The organism is Streptomyces sp. NPDC059080 (assembly GCF_042739975.1).
Lineage (GTDB): Bacteria > Actinomycetota > Actinomycetes > Streptomycetales > Streptomycetaceae > Streptomyces > Streptomyces benahoarensis.
Map to the genome: position 1 here is coordinate 62,917 of NZ_JBHYGX010000027.1, position 13,947 is coordinate 76,863.

Sequence of the window (13,947 nt, forward strand, 5' to 3'; positions counted from 1 at the left end):
ACAACCCCGGGGCCTAGCACCCCCCCTCCCCGAACCTGTTTTCCCCCCGGGCCCCCGCCCCCCCCCCCCACCCCCCCCCCCCGCCCCCCGCCCCGGGGGGCGGGCGGGGGGGCCCTCGGCATGGAGATGCAGCGGGAGGGCCGATCGTTCCCTCATTCACCCGACGGCTTGCCGCTTTGCCCCCGCATTACGCGGACTATCCCGGGACTTGCCCGTACGCACCAGGGTTGCTCCCACGGCGGGGCAGACCCGAGAAATCCGCGCTTCCCGGCGAACTTCCTCCTCCGGGCCCGCGTCTCTCTCCATGAAAAACACGCACCATCAACGTCCCTGTATCGAGGGGGGCTTGGCAACGGGTGGTGTGTGTTTCCGCGGCGGTGTCGAATGCGGCCCCGCCCCCACATGGAGCCCGCCCCCACATGGAGGAAGAGATGAAGTCCTGGCGTTCCCGTATCGGTGTCGGTCTCGCGATCGGCGCCGCGGCGGTATCCATCCCGCTCTCCGCCGCCAGCGCGTTCGCCGCCCCGCCGCCCGGCGACGGCTGGGTTCCCGTCGGCGCCGAGCGGTACCCCTCGAAGGCGGAGTGCGAGGCGACGGAGCTGCAGTACGCCCAGGCGAACGGGTACCACGAGGTGTGGTGCGACGACAGCAAGGCGATCATGCCGATCTACAACCGCTGACCGGCCACCGCGCGGTGGGTCGTGGGTCCCGCCGCGCGGTGACGAGGGAGGAAGCCCGCTTCCCCCGGTGTGCAGCACCGGGGGAAGCGGGCTTCCGATCGGTGTGCCGGGGGCGGGGGGATTCGGCTCGGTGGCACGTCCGGCGGGCAGCAGCGGGAAAGCACCTCACACCCGCACTGCCGCACATCTGTGGAGTTTCACATCCCGCTTTGTGCGCGTCGATTTTGATCCAAGAGTTCCCGAGCGTAAAGCGTCCAGGGGTGTTCGGGCCCAAGTACTCTGGTCCGTCCCTCCACGAGCGCCTTTGCGTGCTCGATTGCCTCCGCATGGTGTCCGAGTGCGGTCAGGACTGCACTTAACGTAGATCGCGCGTTCAGCGTGATGGGATAATCGGATCCAAAACGTTGTACGTGTCCTGTGAAAGCCGCGCGGATGTGAGGGAGAGCGTCCGCCGGTTTTCCTGCGCGACGGAGGGCGTACGCGTAGTCGAGTTCTACTCGAAGTGTGATGGGATGGTTCTCCCCGAAATGGCGATGGCAGTCCATGACCAGCGCCGACTCTGCCGCAATATCTTCTGGATTCGTGGACTCTCCCAGAAGGGACGTCCGCGCGAGAATGGAAAGTGGGTGCTTGGCTCCGAACAGTCGAATGCGGCCTTCGACTGCTTGCCGAATAAGTGAGATGGCATCTGCTTCGCGATGAAGGTTCACGAGTGGGCCGGAGAGCTTCAAGCGTGTCTCCAGAGTATCTGGCGCCTCTGCCCCCAGCGTCCTTTCGCAGATTTCTAGCACCTCTCGGTACAGGGCCTCGGACTCCTCGAATCGCCCAAGACGGAAAAGAGCACGTCCTGCACGTTGGCGCAGTCGGATGACCGAAACATTTTCTTTGCCGAGCCTCGGGGCTACGAGCTCCACAGCCCGGCTGCTCAGGGCTAGCGCTGAGGCGTAGTCGCCGGATCGGTGGACGGCAGTGGCGATCCTGCGGGCGCTCTCTGCTGCAGCTTCCACTGTCGGTTGGCTGACTGTCCAGTGAACGGCTCTCTTCAGGAGGGCAATCACATGTGGCGCGAGGAGGTTCACGTGCGGTTCTTGCGCTCCGCGGTCGGGGACCTCCGGCAGCGCGGTGAGTAGCAGCTGGGAAGCTGTGGCCGCAAGCTGCTCTCGTTGGTCGGCGGGGGTGGTGCGGGCGACGCTGTCGAGGAGGACGCCATGGGTGCGAAGGCACCGAATGTCGCGGGAGACAAGCTCGCTGAGGGAATGGTCGAGGAGCCCCCGAAGCGCTGTTTCGACGTGGGATCCAGGGAGTTCCGGGCCGAGTTCCGTTCCGGAGAGGATCGACAAAGGCAGTGGGTCGTTGGCCCAGCATGCGAGGAGGCGCAGGAGGCGGCCGGCTTCGGGGAGCCCTTGGGCGGTGAGGGCGTCGAGGGAGAGTTGCCAGGTGCGGCTGAGCAGGTGGCGTGAGTCACCACCGACGGCGATGGCGCCTTGGTCGATGAGTTCGATGGGGTCGAGGCCGGAACTGCCGTCGAGCTGATGGCCGTAGTCGGCGAGGGTCCAAGGAGTGATGACCTGACGGGCGAGGAATCCACCGGCCAGAGTAAGTGCCAGGGGGAGGCGGCCAAGGCGATCGGCGACCTCTGCTGCGTCTTGCACTGATCCCGCATGGGGCGCCAGATCGTGGAGAACGAGAGCGGCCTCTTCGCGCGGGAGGACACCGAATTGAAGGAGCTCGGCACCGGGCCACCAGTGGGTCGCCGCCTGCCGGGTGGTGACGACGACAGTGCCGGTGGGGCTGGCGCGGAGCCAGCCGCCGTCGCGGAGGACGCTGGGGTCGTCGGCGTTGTCGAGGACCAGGAGCCAGGGCTGATCGGAGTGGTCCAGGTAGTGCCAGACCAGATCGGCCGCGGGGCGTAATCCGCTGCGCGCTCCCATCAATTCACCGTCGGAGGCACCGCGGTCAGCTGCGACCGCAAGCATCCCGGCCCGTAAGGAAGCGGAGTCGGAGGCGTTGACCCACAGGCCGATGCGACCGGCCTGACCGGTGGCGTCCTGGAACAGTGCGTACGCGACAGCGGTCTTGCCGCAGCCGCCAAGGCCGTGGAGGACGTAGACGCAGTTGCCTACGCCGGGTTCGACAGCGGCGCGCAGGCGGTCCATCTCTCCGGAGCGGTCGCGCAGGACAACCGGGGCGCGACCGACTGCGGGACGGCGTACCGTATCGGGCCCCGTCCAGTTGGAGCCGTAGTAGTGCTGTTCGGTGATGTGCTGGTCACCGGAGGCTTGGAATACGCGGCCCTGTCCCTCGGCCCAGGCGTTATTGCCGCTGCTCATGGAGTCCATCCCTCCCGCCGGCCTCAACTCGGTGATTTCACACTAGCCAACCAGCGCGTGGCGGGGCGTGGGCCCCGCTGACGCCTTGCCCGACGGGGCTGACCCCGGTATGCAGCACCGGGGGTCAGCGGCCTTTCGGCGCTCACACGGCCCCGAACTCCCCGCCCTTCAGGGCCTTGACGAACGCCGACCAGTGCCCGGCGGGGAAGACCAGCGCGGGTCCGTCGGGGTTCTTGCTGTCGCGGACGGGGACGATGCCGTGGGCCTGGGTGAGGGCGGGCGAGAATTCGAGGCACGCCCCGCCGTTGCCGCCGCTGTGGGACGACTTGGTCCAGGCGAGGGAGCGGGAGAATTCGAGGCACTGCCCGCCATTGGCATCGCTGTGGGTCGACTTGGTCCAGGTGAGGCTGCGGGAGAACTCGACGCAGTCCCCGCCGTTGGCGTCGCTGTAGGAGGACTTGGTCCAGGTGAAGGTGCGGGAGAATTCGAGGCACTGGCCGCCGTTGCCGCCGCTGTAGGACGACTTGATCCACTCGGTGGTGGTCAGGTCCAGGCTGGTGCTCATGCGCGGGGCTCCTTTGGTGGGAGTCGGCGTGCAGCCGGATGTCAGACGGCCTCGAACTCCCCACCCCTGAGGGCTGTGACGAACGCCGTCCAGTGCCCGGCGGGGAAGACGAGCGCGGGTCCGTCGGGGTTCTTGCTGTCGCGGACGGGGACGATGCCGTGCGCCTGCGCGGCGGGCGCGAATTCGAGGCACTGGCCGCCGTCGCCGCCGCTGTACGAGGACTTGACCCAGGTGAAGGTGCGGGAGAACTCGACGCACTGGCCGCCGTCGCCGTCGCTGTACGAGGACTTGATCCACTCGACGGCCGAAAGATCGATGCGGGTGGTCATGACCGGTACTCCTTCAGTAGGGACTTGATGAGGGCCAGCGACTCTGTGGGGGACAGCGCGTGTGCCCGCAGGCGATCGTAGCTGTCGAGGTGCAGCGAGACGGTGGGGTCGGAGTCGTACAGCTTGCCTCCCTGCGGGCCGTCTGCATACAGCACTGTCGGGGAGTCGTCGAAGGCCAGCAACGTGAAGGGCCTCTCGTGCGCCCCTGGCGCCCCGGCCGAGAAGGGCAGGATCTGGAGGTCGACGTGGGGTGAGGCTGCGACCTCCAGCAGATATTCGAGCTGCCCGGCCATGACGTCGCTGCCGCCGACGGCTGTTCTCAGGCACCCTTCCTGAAGGATCACCCACAACAATGGCGGGTTCTCCTGCTCGAAGAGTTCGCGACGGCGCACGCGCGCGGCTACCCGGCCCTCGATCAGGTCGGCGTCCTCGCGTGGGTGCGAGGCGCGGAACACGGCCCGCGCGTACGCCTCCGTCTGAAGAAGCCCCATCACGAGGTTCGCCGAGTAATCCAGTATCCGCGTCGCCTTCTTCTCCAGGTTGAGGTACGGGACGAACCAGCTCGGGTGGTCGCCCTCCTCGATCCGTTCCAGCATTCCGGTGAACAACTTGCCGGTGCCGAAGGCCACATCGCAGCCCTTGGCGAACTTCATGCTGGGTCTGGGCAGCAGCGTGCCGGACTCGACCTTGCTCACATAGCCATCGGAGTAGCCCGTCGACTTGGCGAGGTGCTTCTGGGTGAGCTTGCGGGCCAGGCGTACCTCTCTGACGTCGCGGCCGAAGCGTTGTAGTGGATTCAAGTGCTCGGGTGGGGTGGTCTCGTCCAACGCTGTGGCCTCTCCTCATGTGGGCACACGCCGCACCGGCGCAGGCGGCGAACTTGAATGCCGCTGGTTCAACTGGTGCCACTTTATTGCCCGGCGCGTTGCCCAGATGACCAACTGAGCACATCCCGGGCCGACTTCACCCGGGAGTGCGACGCGAACCGCGCGACAAGGAGGCCGACGGCCATGCTGCATTCCGAAGGACACGGCAAGGTGCCCGTTCCGTACATCACCGCCTGGAGTGGGGAACGGGTGGCCGTACGTTCGCTGACCGTGCGGGCGGACGGGGCGGGGCTGGCGTACCGGGACGAGGTGGCCGGGGACCGGGACGCGCACGGGGTGTTGTGGAGCCGGATCGGGGAGGCGCCGGGGGAGGGGCGGCCGCGGTTTCGGGTGGTGCATCCGGTGCGGCAGCGGCGGGCGTTGCTGGAGGGGCTGTGCCAGGTGTGCGGGGGGCCGGCGGGGCGGACCGGGCGCGGGGTGCTGTTCCTGCTGCCGCGGTCGGCGGGGCGCGCGCCGGGGTGGCCGGAGGGGGCGTACGGGATGAAGCCGCCGGTCTGCGGGGGGTGCGCGGCGGTCGCGGTGCGGCACTGCCCGCATCTGGGCGATCCGGTCGCCGTACGGGTGCGGAAGGCGCGCGTGCGCGGGGTGTACGGCGGGTTCCACGCGCCGAGCGGGGGGCGGCTCGCCGCCGCGTCGGAGGACGGATTCCTGCCGTACGGGCATCCGCACGCGGCGTGGTTCCTGGCATCGCAACTGGTGGTGGAGTTGCGGCGGTGCACGGTGGTGGATCTGGCGGCGGAGATCGGCGGTGCGGGGGCTGGGGCGCCGGGCGCGAAGGCGGAAGCGACGGGTCCCGGGGTGGGAGCCCACGGCCCGGCCGCCGCGTAACGCCCGGCCTCGCGCCGCGCCCGGCCCGGCCGCCGCGTGAGGCAGGGCCGCCGCGTAAGGCCGGGCAACGGTCGCCCTACCGGGTCACTGCGGATGGTTCATGGCTGCCTTCTGCAGTTGGACCGCCGCCAGCAGGCTCAGTTTCGGCTCCGCCCGGCGCAGCGCCTTGACCGCCGCGACCGAGGTGAGGTCTCCGGTGAAGCCGACGGCTGCCAGCCGGGAGTGGACCCAGCGGGCGCGCATCTGGCCCTCGGTGGCCGCGGCGGTGGACTCCGCGAGGGCGGCGGCGCGCTCCAGACCCGGGCGCTCCTCGGGTGATGCCTCGGCCAGTGCCTGGCGCAGCGCCGCCACGATCACGTCCGCGTCCCGGATGGTTGGTACGACGTCGTGCTTTCCGCTCAGTCCCGCAATGGCTGCCATGTGAACAACCGTGTCATTCGTGCTCTGTGTGTAGCAAGGGACTTGAGTTTTTTCAGAGTTTCGGCCCGAATTGCGCCTCGGTCCCGGCCCTCCGCCCTTGAGAGGGAGGTGGCCACGGCTCAAGCGGTCGGCGCCGCCCCCGGATCCGCCGCCCGCAGTGCCTCCCACTCCCGCGCCAACATCGCGTAGACGACCTCGTCGGACCACTCCCCGTCCAGGAACTCGTTCTCCACGAGATGGGCCTCGCGGCGCATGCCGAGGCGTTCCAGGAGGCGGGCGGAGGCGGTGTTGCGGGCGTCCAACTCGGCCTGGATGCGGTGGAGTCCGAGGTGGTCGAAGCCGAGGGCGAGGAGGGCGCGGCTGGCCTCGGTGGCGTAGCCGTGGCCGTGGTGGGCGGGGTGGAAGACGTAGCCGATGCTCGCCTGGCGGTGGGCGGCGCTCTTCCAGACGAGGCAGACGTCGCCGACAAGAGTGCCGGTCTCGCGGACGACGGCGGCGAGTTGGAGGACGTCGCCCTCGGCGCGCAGCGTCGTGAGGGCGGCCTTCTTGGCGACGGACTCGCGCGATCCGGCCTCGTCGAGCGGGCCCCAGTAGAGGTGGCGGCAGACCTCGGGGAGGCGCTGGTAGGCGTGGATGGCGGCGAAGTCGTCGCCGGTCACCGGGCGGAGGTCGAGGCGTTCGGTGCGCAGCGGGTAGGGCGGCGTGTAGGGGAGCGGCGGGTGCGTGGCGGTGGTCATCGGGGGAGCGTAGTCAGCTCGGGTTGACATGCGCAGCCCTTTTCCCGCACTCTTCCACTACTTAATTAGTGGAATGAGGGGTGTGCGGGTGCGACGGGCGATGAGTGGCCCCCTCGGCGGTGCTTCGAGGGGTACTTCGAGGGGTACGGCGATGGAGGCGACCGGCCTCGGCAGGCGCGACCGGCGCCACGGTGAGCTGCGGGACTGCACGTTCCGGTTGCCCGCCGGGCGCATCTGCGCGCTGGTCGGACCGCCCGGCGCGGGTTCGAGCACGCTCCTCGCCCTCGCCGCCGGGCGCCTCCGCCCCACCGAGGGCACCGTCCGCGTCTTCGGCGCCGACCCCAGGACGGCGGACGGGCGAGGCCGGGTCGCGTACCTCGGCCGCGAGCGGGTCACCCGGACCTGGCGCACCGTCGCCGAGGCGCTGCGGCACGCCCGCGCCCGGCACGACGGGCCCTGGCAGACGGCGCGCGCCGCGCGGGTGCTGGAGACGGGCCGGGTGCCGCTGACGGCGCGGGTCGGGGACCTGCCGGCGGAGCGGTACGCCCGCTTCGCGCTGGCGCTGGCGCTCGCGAAGGGACCCGAACTGTTGCTGCTGGACGAGCCGTTCGCCGGACTCGACCCGCTGACCCGGCACGAGGTCGCCGCCCAGCTGATGGAGCAGGCGGCGGTGTACGGCACCACCCTGGTGATCTCCTCGTACGCCCTCGCCGAGCTGGACGGGATCTGCGATCACCTGCTTCTGCTGGGTGGCGGCGGGGTCCGGCTGGCGGGCGAGGTCGACGACGTGATCTGCGCGCACGGGCTGCTGCTGGGCACCGCTGAGCGGCCCGGGGCGATGCCTGCCGGGCTCGCCGCGCAGCCGGTCGTCGACGCGCAGTGGTCGGGGCGGCGCTACACCGCGCTGGTACGGCGGCAGGGGCCGCTCGACGGGCCGTGGGAGGTCGCCGAACCGTCGCTGGAAGAGCTGCTGCTCGGCTATCTGCGCTCGCCCGGGGCGCCCGCGCTCCCCGCGTCCGGCGCCGCACCGGCGGGCCCCCGGCTCTGGCAACGGCCGGGCGTCCCGGGACTGCCGCGCAACGGGGCCGCACCCCGGGGCGGCACGGCGTTCCGGACGACCGGCGGACCGCTGCTGTCCGGCATCCCGCGCGGACGGCGGCAGGGCGGCGCGAACCGCCGCGGACACAGGTGGGAACTGCACGGCAACGAAGGAGTGACGGTATGAGCACGGCGACGGAGCACCGGACAGCCGGGGCGGCGGGCCGCCCCGCCAGGACGAGCCGGCGGGTCGGTCTGCTGTGGCTGGTGTGGCGGCAGAACCGGGGCATGGCGATCGGCCTGCTCGCCCTGCTGGTGGCCGGCGGCATCGGGATGGTGGTGCAGGGCGGCCTGATGTCCGGGTACCTCGCCCAGCACGACATCGCGGGCTGCGCGCTGATCTCCACCAACCCGCGCTGCGAGGGCGTCCAGGGCGCGGTGGAGGACTTCCGGGCGGCGTACGGGCAGACCTTCCGGCTGGCGCAGATGCTGCTGGTGATGCTGCCCGCGCTGGCCGGTCTGTTCGTCGGCGCGCCGCTGCTCGCCCAGGAGCTGGAGAACGGCACCCACAAGGTCGCGCTGACCCAGTCCGTCGGACCGCTGCGCTGGCTGACCGCGAAGCTGGCGCTGCCCGCCGCGCTGGTGACCGTCACCGCCGCCGGGCTCGCCGCGGGCTACCTGTGGATGTGGCGTTCCGGCGGCCAGGAGACGCTGGGCGCCTACTGGTACTCCCACTCCGAGTTCCTGGCGCTCGGGCCGGTGCCCGTCGCCCAGAGCCTGCTGGCGCTCGCGGTCGGCACGCTGGCCGGGCTGCTGATCCGCCGGACCGTTGCGTCGATGGTCGTCACCCTCGGTGTCACCGGCGCCCTGACCTTGGCGTTCATGAGCGTCAGGAAGCATCTGCTGCCGCCCGTGACCACGGACTTCCCGCACGGCGGCACGCTCCCGGACAACGCCTGGGTCCTGGGGGAGGGCAGCCTCACCACCAGCGGTGAACGCCTCCCGCAGGGCACCTGCCCCGCCGGACCCGACGTCGAGGAGTGCCTGAAGGTCCACCACGTCGACGGCGGCTCGTACATCGTCCAGCACCCGGCCGCCCAGCACTGGCCGATGGCCTTGGTCGAGTCGGGCATCGCCCTCGCGCTGGCCGCGGTGGTGACGGCGGTGATCTACCGGGTGGTACGGCGGCAGTTCGGCTGAGCGGCCTCACCTGCGACCTGCTCCCTGTGGCGCGACGGCGCCCGGCCTGCCCTTTCCCGGGCGGGCCGGGCGCCGTTGGCGGGTTGCGGCGGAGCCTCGGCGACGGACTTCCGGTCGGAGCCGGTGCTCCGTAGTTGAGCCGGTGGCGGTGGACCGACACGGTGAGTCAGCCGTTCTTCCGGGGCTCCCAGTTGGCCGGAGCGAGCAGGGGGTGTTCCGTCGTCCCTGCGGGGGTGAGCTGGCACGCGGCAGTACGGTGTCGGGCGCGCCAAGTTGTTCAACGTGTTCAACGAAGAGGTGTTGATGGCCAAGCGCGCACCGAACGTCCCGCTCAAGGGCCTCGTCGACGAGTCGGGACTGACCTACGCGGCCCTTGCCGCTGCCGTTTGCGCGGTGGCCGCCGAATCCGGCACGGTGCTGCGCACCAGCAAGTCATCCATCGCTCACTGGATCGCTGGAGTGCCACCGGCGGGCGACGCGGGGCGTTGCCTCGCGGTGGCTCTGTCCCGCAAGCTCGGCCGGCTGCTGACCCTCCGGGACCTGGGTCTGCGGGGGAATCCGCCCCGGAGGATGACAGCATCGGCCTTCCGCTGGACTCCGACCCGATCGATGTCCTGCTACCGATGTGGAGGTTCGAATTGGACCGGCGCCGGTTCCTCGCCCATTCCGCATACTCCGTGGCCGCCGCCGCGCTGCCGCTGTCGCGCGTCCGGGAGATCGCGGAGCGCACGGCCGCGGCTCGCACCGGCCGGATCGTCGGGATGGCCGAAGTCGCTGCGGTGCGTGACATGGTGTGTGTCTTCTCCGAGATGGACGAACGCCACGGGGGGCAACACGGCCGCAGCGCACTCGTGCAGTACCTGCGCGACGACGTCGCTGCCTTGTGCCGAGGCCGCTTCCGGTCCGATGAGGTGCGCCAGCACATGCTTTCCGCCGCCTCCCGTGGCGTGCACCTGCTCGGCTGGAAGGCGTACGACGCAGGTCAGCAGGGCGCTGCACAGAGGTACTACCTCCAGTCGTACGCCCTCGCCCATGAGTCCGGGGTCACCGGGCACGACGCGTTCGTCATGCGCACCATGTCCCAGCAGGGCATGAAACTGCACCGCCCGGAGCACTGCCTGTCCCTGGCCGCCTCCGCCGTCGACAGGGTCCGTGGGCGGGTCGATGCCCAGACCGAGGCGCTGTTCGCCGTCACCCACGCACATGCCCTTGCCAAGGCGGGGCAGCGGCAGGAGGCCGTCCGGGAGATCGAACGCGCCCGCACCGCCATAAGTTCGGAGAAGGGGGACGGCGTGCCGTTCTGGGCACTGTCGTGGGGACCGCCCGTCGCCACCGTGCACAGCAGGACGGCCAAGGTCCTCGAAACGCTCGGCGACCGGCGTCGGGCCGCGGCGATGTACGGTGCGGCGGCGGCGAGCCGGCCGCCCGGGACCTACGCACGTATCGTCGCCCTGGACCTGGTCGCGCAGGCCGAGATGCAGGCCGCCGAGGGCGGCATCGAGCAGGCGTGTGCCACCTGGGGCCGGGCGATGGACCACATGGACGGCGTACGCTCCGCACGCACCACCAAGGCCCTCACCGGCATGCGCCGCGACCTCGCCCGCTACCGGGCCCGCGGCGTACGGTGCGCAGCCGCACTCGACGACCGCGCCGTCGACTTCCTCGCTCACGCCTGACCGTGCCTCGGTCATCCTGGAGCGGGTCCAGGTGGCTCGACCGCACCGCAGACCGCCGCGCCGCAGCAGGGTGTTCTACTTCAATCGACTTCAATCGGCCCAAATAGAGCATACGGGGGCCCCGCGCACCCCGCGCGAGGGCCGGATTCCGCCGCCCCGGCGCGCCCCGCGCGCCCCCGTATCCCGCGCCCCGTCCCCGCCCGGTAGGGCCCCGCTTGCCTGGTCGCCACGTTTGCGTTACCGGTGGTTAAGACGCGCTTGCGAGCATCGGTGAATGCAGCCCGCTGTGCCGAACGTTCCCCCACCGCGGCTCTCAGCCGTGTACCCGTCCGACGCGCCTGGAACGCACGAGGCGCGGAAGAATGGGGACATGAACCAGCAGCCGAGCGCTCAGGTCCCCACCGCGACCGGCGAGCCGGCCCCGCCACGGACCGCCGTGGCGACGCCGGACCGGGGCCCCGCGGCCCAGCCGTCGGTCGGTTCCCTCGCGGCCCACCGCCCGAACGCGGTTGCCCCGGGCATCCCGGAGCTGGCGCCCGACCTCGACTCCGATCCGGACACGTACGAGGAGACCGCCGCCCCCGGGGCGGGCGGCGACGAGCTGCCCGACGGACGGTTCCTCGACCGCGAGCGCAGCTGGCTGGCGTTCAACGAACGGGTGCTGGAGCTGGCCGAGGACCCGGCCACCCCGCTGCTGGAGCGCGCCAACTTCCTGGCGATCTTCGCGTCGAACCTCGACGAGTTCTTCATGGTCCGCGTCGCCGGACTCAAGCGCCGCATCGCCACCGGCGTCGCCACCCGCTCCGCCTCCGGCCTCCAGCCCCGCGAGGTCCTCGACCTCATCTGGACCCGCTCGCGGGAGCTCATGGCCCGGCACGCCGCCTGCCACCAGCAGGACGTCGCCCCCGCCCTCGCCGACGCGGGCATCCACCTCATCCGCTGGCCCGAGCTGACCGAGAAGGAACAGGCCCGCCTGTTCACCCTCTTCCGCCAGCAGATCTTCCCCGTCCTCACCCCGCTGGCCGTCGACCCCGCGCACCCCTTCCCATACATCTCCGGCCTCTCGCTCAACCTCGCCGTCGTCGTCCGCAATCCGGCCAGCGGCCACGACCACTTCGCGCGGGTCAAGGTCCCGCCGCTGCTCTCCCGTTTCCTGGAAGCCTCCCCGCAGCGCTACGTCCCCCTGGAGGACGTCATCGCCGCCCACCTGGAGGAGCTGTTCCCGGGGATGGAGGTCCGCGCCCACCACATGTTCCGGGTCACCCGCAACGAGGACCTGGAGGTGGAGGAGGACGACGCGGAGAACCTCCTCCAGGCGCTGGAGAAGGAGCTGATGCGGCGCCGCTTCGGGCCGCCGGTGCGGCTGGAGGTCGAGGAGTCCATCGACCCGTCCGTCCTCGACCTGCTCGTTCAGGAACTGAAGATCTCCGAGGCCGAGGTCTACCCGCTGCCCGGCCCCCTCGACCTCACCGGGCTCTTCGGCATCGGCGTGCTGGACCGGCCCGAGCTGAAGTACCCCACGTTCGTCGCCGGGACCCACCGCGACCTCGCCGAGGTCGAGTCCGCGTCCGCGCCCGACATCTTCGCCGCGGTGCGCGCCCGGGACGTCCTGCTGCACCACCCGTACGACTCGTTCTCCACCTCCGTCCAGGCGTTCCTGGAGCAGGCGGCCGCCGACCCGGACGTCCTGGCGATCAAGCAGACGCTGTACCGCACCTCGGGCGACTCGCCGATAGTCGACGCGCTGATCGACGCCGCCGAATCCGGCAAGCAGGTCCTCGTCCTCGTCGAGATCAAGGCCCGCTTCGACGAGCAGGCCAACATCACATGGGCGCGGAAGCTGGAGGAGGCCGGCTGCCACGTCGTCTACGGGCTCGTCGGCCTCAAGACGCACTGCAAGCTGTCGCTCGTCGTCCGCCAGGAAGGCGAGACGCTCCGCCGCTACGCCCACGTCGGCACCGGCAACTACCACCCCAAGACCGCCCGGCTCTACGAGGACCTCGGCCTGCTCACCGCCGACCCGCAGGTCGGCGCGGACCTCTCCGACCTCTTCAACCGGCTCAGCGGCTACTCCCGGCGCGCCACCTACCGCCGCCTGCTGGTCGCCCCCCGCTCGCTGCGCGAAGGGCTGCTCCAGCGGATCGCCAAGGAGATCACCCACCACCGGGCGGGCCGCCCCGCCTATGTCCGCATCAAGGTCAACTCCATCGTCGACGAGGCGGTCATCGACGCGCTCTACCGCGCCTCCCGGGCCGGGGTGCCCGTCGACATATGGGTACGCGGCATCTGCGCGCTGCGCCCCGGGGTGCCCGGACTGAGCGAGAACATCCGGGTCCGCAGCGTCCTCGGCCGCTTCCTGGAGCACTCCCGCGTCTTCGCCTTCGGCAACGCCGGCGAGCCCGAAGTGTGGCTGGGCAGCGCCGATATGATGCACCGGAACCTCGACCGGCGGATCGAGGCGCTGGTGCGGGTCACCGACCCCGCGCACCGCGCCGCCCTCAACAGGCTGCTGGAGACCGGGACGTCGGATACGACATCGTCCTGGCACCTCGGCCCCGACGGCGAATGGATCCGGAACGCGGTCGACGCGGACGGTAAGCCGTTGCGCAACGTACAGGAAATGCTCATTGACGCGCGGAGGCGCCGGCGTGGCCCAGCGACCTGACCTTCCGGCCGGGGGGCCGGGCGGTCTCATCGGCATCGGCAACGGACCCGAGCCCGGCCCGGGGGGCGGCACCCGGGCCGCGGTGGTGGACGGACCCGGCCCGTACGGGTGCTCCTCCAAGGGGGCGACGGGGACGGGGGAGACGGCGCCCGACGGTGTCACCGCCGGGCAGGCCCTCGCCGGGTATCTCCACGACCGGTCCGCGGACTTCCTGCGCAGCCTGCGGCAGCACCGCGAGAGCGGTTCGGACGCCGACGGCACCGAGGAGGCCGCCCGGCAGCTGCGCCGCGCCGCCCGCCGGATCAGCGCCACCCTGCACACCTTCCGGCCGCTGACCGAGGAGGCGTGGGCCGACCAACTCCGCGCCGAACTGGGCTGGTTGTCGAGTGTCCTCGCTCGTGAGCACGCCCTCGCCGACCGCCGCGACCGCCTGCTGGCCGCCCTTCAGTGCCTCACCGGCCGCACCGACCGGCCCCAGCCCGCCGGACGCGCCACCGGGCGCGGGGGGGGGGGCCCCCCCGCCCCCCCCCGCCCCCGCCCCCCCCCCGCCGCCCCCCCCCCCCCCGCCGCGCCCCCCGCCCCCCCCGCCCCG

13 protein-coding genes are annotated in these 13,947 nt (G+C 71.2%); 7 read left to right on the forward strand and 6 right to left on the reverse strand.

What is annotated here, in order from left to right:
- Positions 1–419: 419 nt before the first annotated feature.
- A complete protein-coding gene (locus ACFWWQ_RS20920; protein WP_384598228.1) occupies positions 420–680 on the forward strand; it encodes a hypothetical protein in 261 nt (86 codons plus the stop codon).
- 197 nt (positions 681–877) lie between these two features.
- Here the strand turns inward: ACFWWQ_RS20920 and ACFWWQ_RS20925 are convergent, their stop codons facing one another.
- From ACFWWQ_RS20925 to ACFWWQ_RS20940, 4 genes are all read right to left on the reverse strand, one after another.
- Positions 878–3,010 (reverse strand): tetratricopeptide repeat protein, encoded by a 2,133-nt coding sequence (locus ACFWWQ_RS20925; RefSeq protein ID WP_384598230.1) that lies wholly within the window; start codon positions 3,008–3,010, stop codon positions 878–880.
- Between the two features lie 142 nt (positions 3,011–3,152).
- Positions 3,153–3,575, reverse strand: a complete 423-nt coding sequence (locus tag ACFWWQ_RS20930) for a DUF397 domain-containing protein (RefSeq protein WP_384598232.1) — start codon at positions 3,573–3,575, stop codon at positions 3,153–3,155.
- A gap of 41 nt (positions 3,576–3,616) precedes the next feature.
- On the reverse strand, positions 3,617–3,904 hold the full coding sequence (locus tag ACFWWQ_RS20935; protein ID WP_384598234.1) for a DUF397 domain-containing protein: 288 nt from the start codon (positions 3,902–3,904) through the stop codon (positions 3,617–3,619).
- Entirely contained in the window at positions 3,901–4,731 is an 831-nt protein-coding gene (locus ACFWWQ_RS20940; RefSeq protein ID WP_384598236.1) for a Scr1 family TA system antitoxin-like transcriptional regulator, read from the reverse strand. Before ACFWWQ_RS20940 ends, ACFWWQ_RS20935 begins: the two co-directional genes overlap by 4 nt.
- Positions 4,732–4,914: 183 nt before the next feature.
- On the opposite strand from ACFWWQ_RS20940, the gene ACFWWQ_RS20945 reads away from it, so the two are divergent.
- On the forward strand, positions 4,915–5,619 hold the full coding sequence (locus ACFWWQ_RS20945) for a hypothetical protein (protein ID WP_384598238.1): 705 nt from the start codon (positions 4,915–4,917) through the stop codon (positions 5,617–5,619).
- 84 nt (positions 5,620–5,703) lie between these two features.
- Here ACFWWQ_RS20945 and ACFWWQ_RS20950 read toward each other — a convergent pair whose 3' ends face one another.
- Complete coding sequence (locus ACFWWQ_RS20950; RefSeq protein WP_384598240.1) at positions 5,704–6,039, reverse strand: hypothetical protein; 336 nt, start codon at positions 6,037–6,039, stop codon at positions 5,704–5,706.
- Positions 6,040–6,158: 119 nt separating this feature from the next.
- Positions 6,159–6,776: a GNAT family N-acetyltransferase gene (locus tag ACFWWQ_RS20955; RefSeq protein WP_384598242.1), complete on the reverse strand. Its 618-nt coding sequence runs from the start codon at positions 6,774–6,776 to the stop codon at positions 6,159–6,161.
- A 151-nt stretch (positions 6,777–6,927) separates the two neighbouring features.
- Between ACFWWQ_RS20955 and ACFWWQ_RS20960 the strand changes: the two genes are divergently transcribed.
- The 5 genes from ACFWWQ_RS20960 to ACFWWQ_RS20980 all read left to right on the forward strand — a co-directional run.
- Positions 6,928–8,001: an ATP-binding cassette domain-containing protein gene (locus ACFWWQ_RS20960; protein ID WP_384598244.1), complete on the forward strand. Its 1,074-nt coding sequence runs from the start codon at positions 6,928–6,930 to the stop codon at positions 7,999–8,001.
- Positions 7,998–9,014, forward strand: a complete 1,017-nt coding sequence (locus ACFWWQ_RS20965) for an ABC transporter permease (RefSeq protein WP_384598246.1) — start codon at positions 7,998–8,000, stop codon at positions 9,012–9,014. Before ACFWWQ_RS20960 ends, ACFWWQ_RS20965 begins: the two co-directional genes overlap by 4 nt.
- Positions 9,015–9,637: 623 nt before the next feature.
- The gene (locus tag ACFWWQ_RS20970; RefSeq protein WP_384598248.1) at positions 9,638–10,690 is read left to right on the forward strand and encodes a hypothetical protein; all 1,053 of its coding nucleotides are present in this window, start codon (positions 9,638–9,640) and stop codon (positions 10,688–10,690) included.
- Positions 10,691–11,060: 370 nt separating this feature from the next.
- Complete coding sequence (locus ACFWWQ_RS20975) at positions 11,061–13,355, forward strand: RNA degradosome polyphosphate kinase (protein ID WP_384598250.1); 2,295 nt, start codon at positions 11,061–11,063, stop codon at positions 13,353–13,355.
- On the forward strand, positions 13,339–13,947 hold a 609-nt coding region (locus tag ACFWWQ_RS20980), incomplete at its 3' end, for a CHAD domain-containing protein (RefSeq protein ID WP_384598252.1). The genes ACFWWQ_RS20975 and ACFWWQ_RS20980, both read left to right, overlap by 17 nt.

Excerpts from the sequence above, each read along its gene's own strand:
- ACFWWQ_RS20920 (WP_384598228.1), top strand. The coding sequence starts at position 420 with ATGGAGGAAGAGATGAAGTCCTGGCGTTCCCGTATCGGTGTCGGTCTC.
- ACFWWQ_RS20925 (WP_384598230.1), bottom strand. The coding sequence starts at position 3,010 with ATGAGCAGCGGCAATAACGCCTGGGCCGAGGGACAGGGCCGCGTATTC.
- ACFWWQ_RS20930 (WP_384598232.1), bottom strand. The coding sequence starts at position 3,575 with ATGAGCACCAGCCTGGACCTGACCACCACCGAGTGGATCAAGTCGTCC.
- ACFWWQ_RS20935 (WP_384598234.1), bottom strand. The coding sequence starts at position 3,904 with ATGACCACCCGCATCGATCTTTCGGCCGTCGAGTGGATCAAGTCCTCG.
- ACFWWQ_RS20945 (WP_384598238.1), top strand. The coding sequence starts at position 4,915 with ATGCTGCATTCCGAAGGACACGGCAAGGTGCCCGTTCCGTACATCACC.
- ACFWWQ_RS20950 (WP_384598240.1), bottom strand. The coding sequence starts at position 6,039 with ATGGCAGCCATTGCGGGACTGAGCGGAAAGCACGACGTCGTACCAACC.
- ACFWWQ_RS20955 (WP_384598242.1), bottom strand. The coding sequence starts at position 6,776 with ATGACCACCGCCACGCACCCGCCGCTCCCCTACACGCCGCCCTACCCG.
- ACFWWQ_RS20960 (WP_384598244.1), top strand. The coding sequence starts at position 6,928 with ATGGAGGCGACCGGCCTCGGCAGGCGCGACCGGCGCCACGGTGAGCTG.
- ACFWWQ_RS20965 (WP_384598246.1), top strand. The coding sequence starts at position 7,998 with ATGAGCACGGCGACGGAGCACCGGACAGCCGGGGCGGCGGGCCGCCCC.
- ACFWWQ_RS20970 (WP_384598248.1), top strand. The coding sequence starts at position 9,638 with ATGTGGAGGTTCGAATTGGACCGGCGCCGGTTCCTCGCCCATTCCGCA.
- ACFWWQ_RS20975 (WP_384598250.1), top strand. The coding sequence starts at position 11,061 with ATGAACCAGCAGCCGAGCGCTCAGGTCCCCACCGCGACCGGCGAGCCG.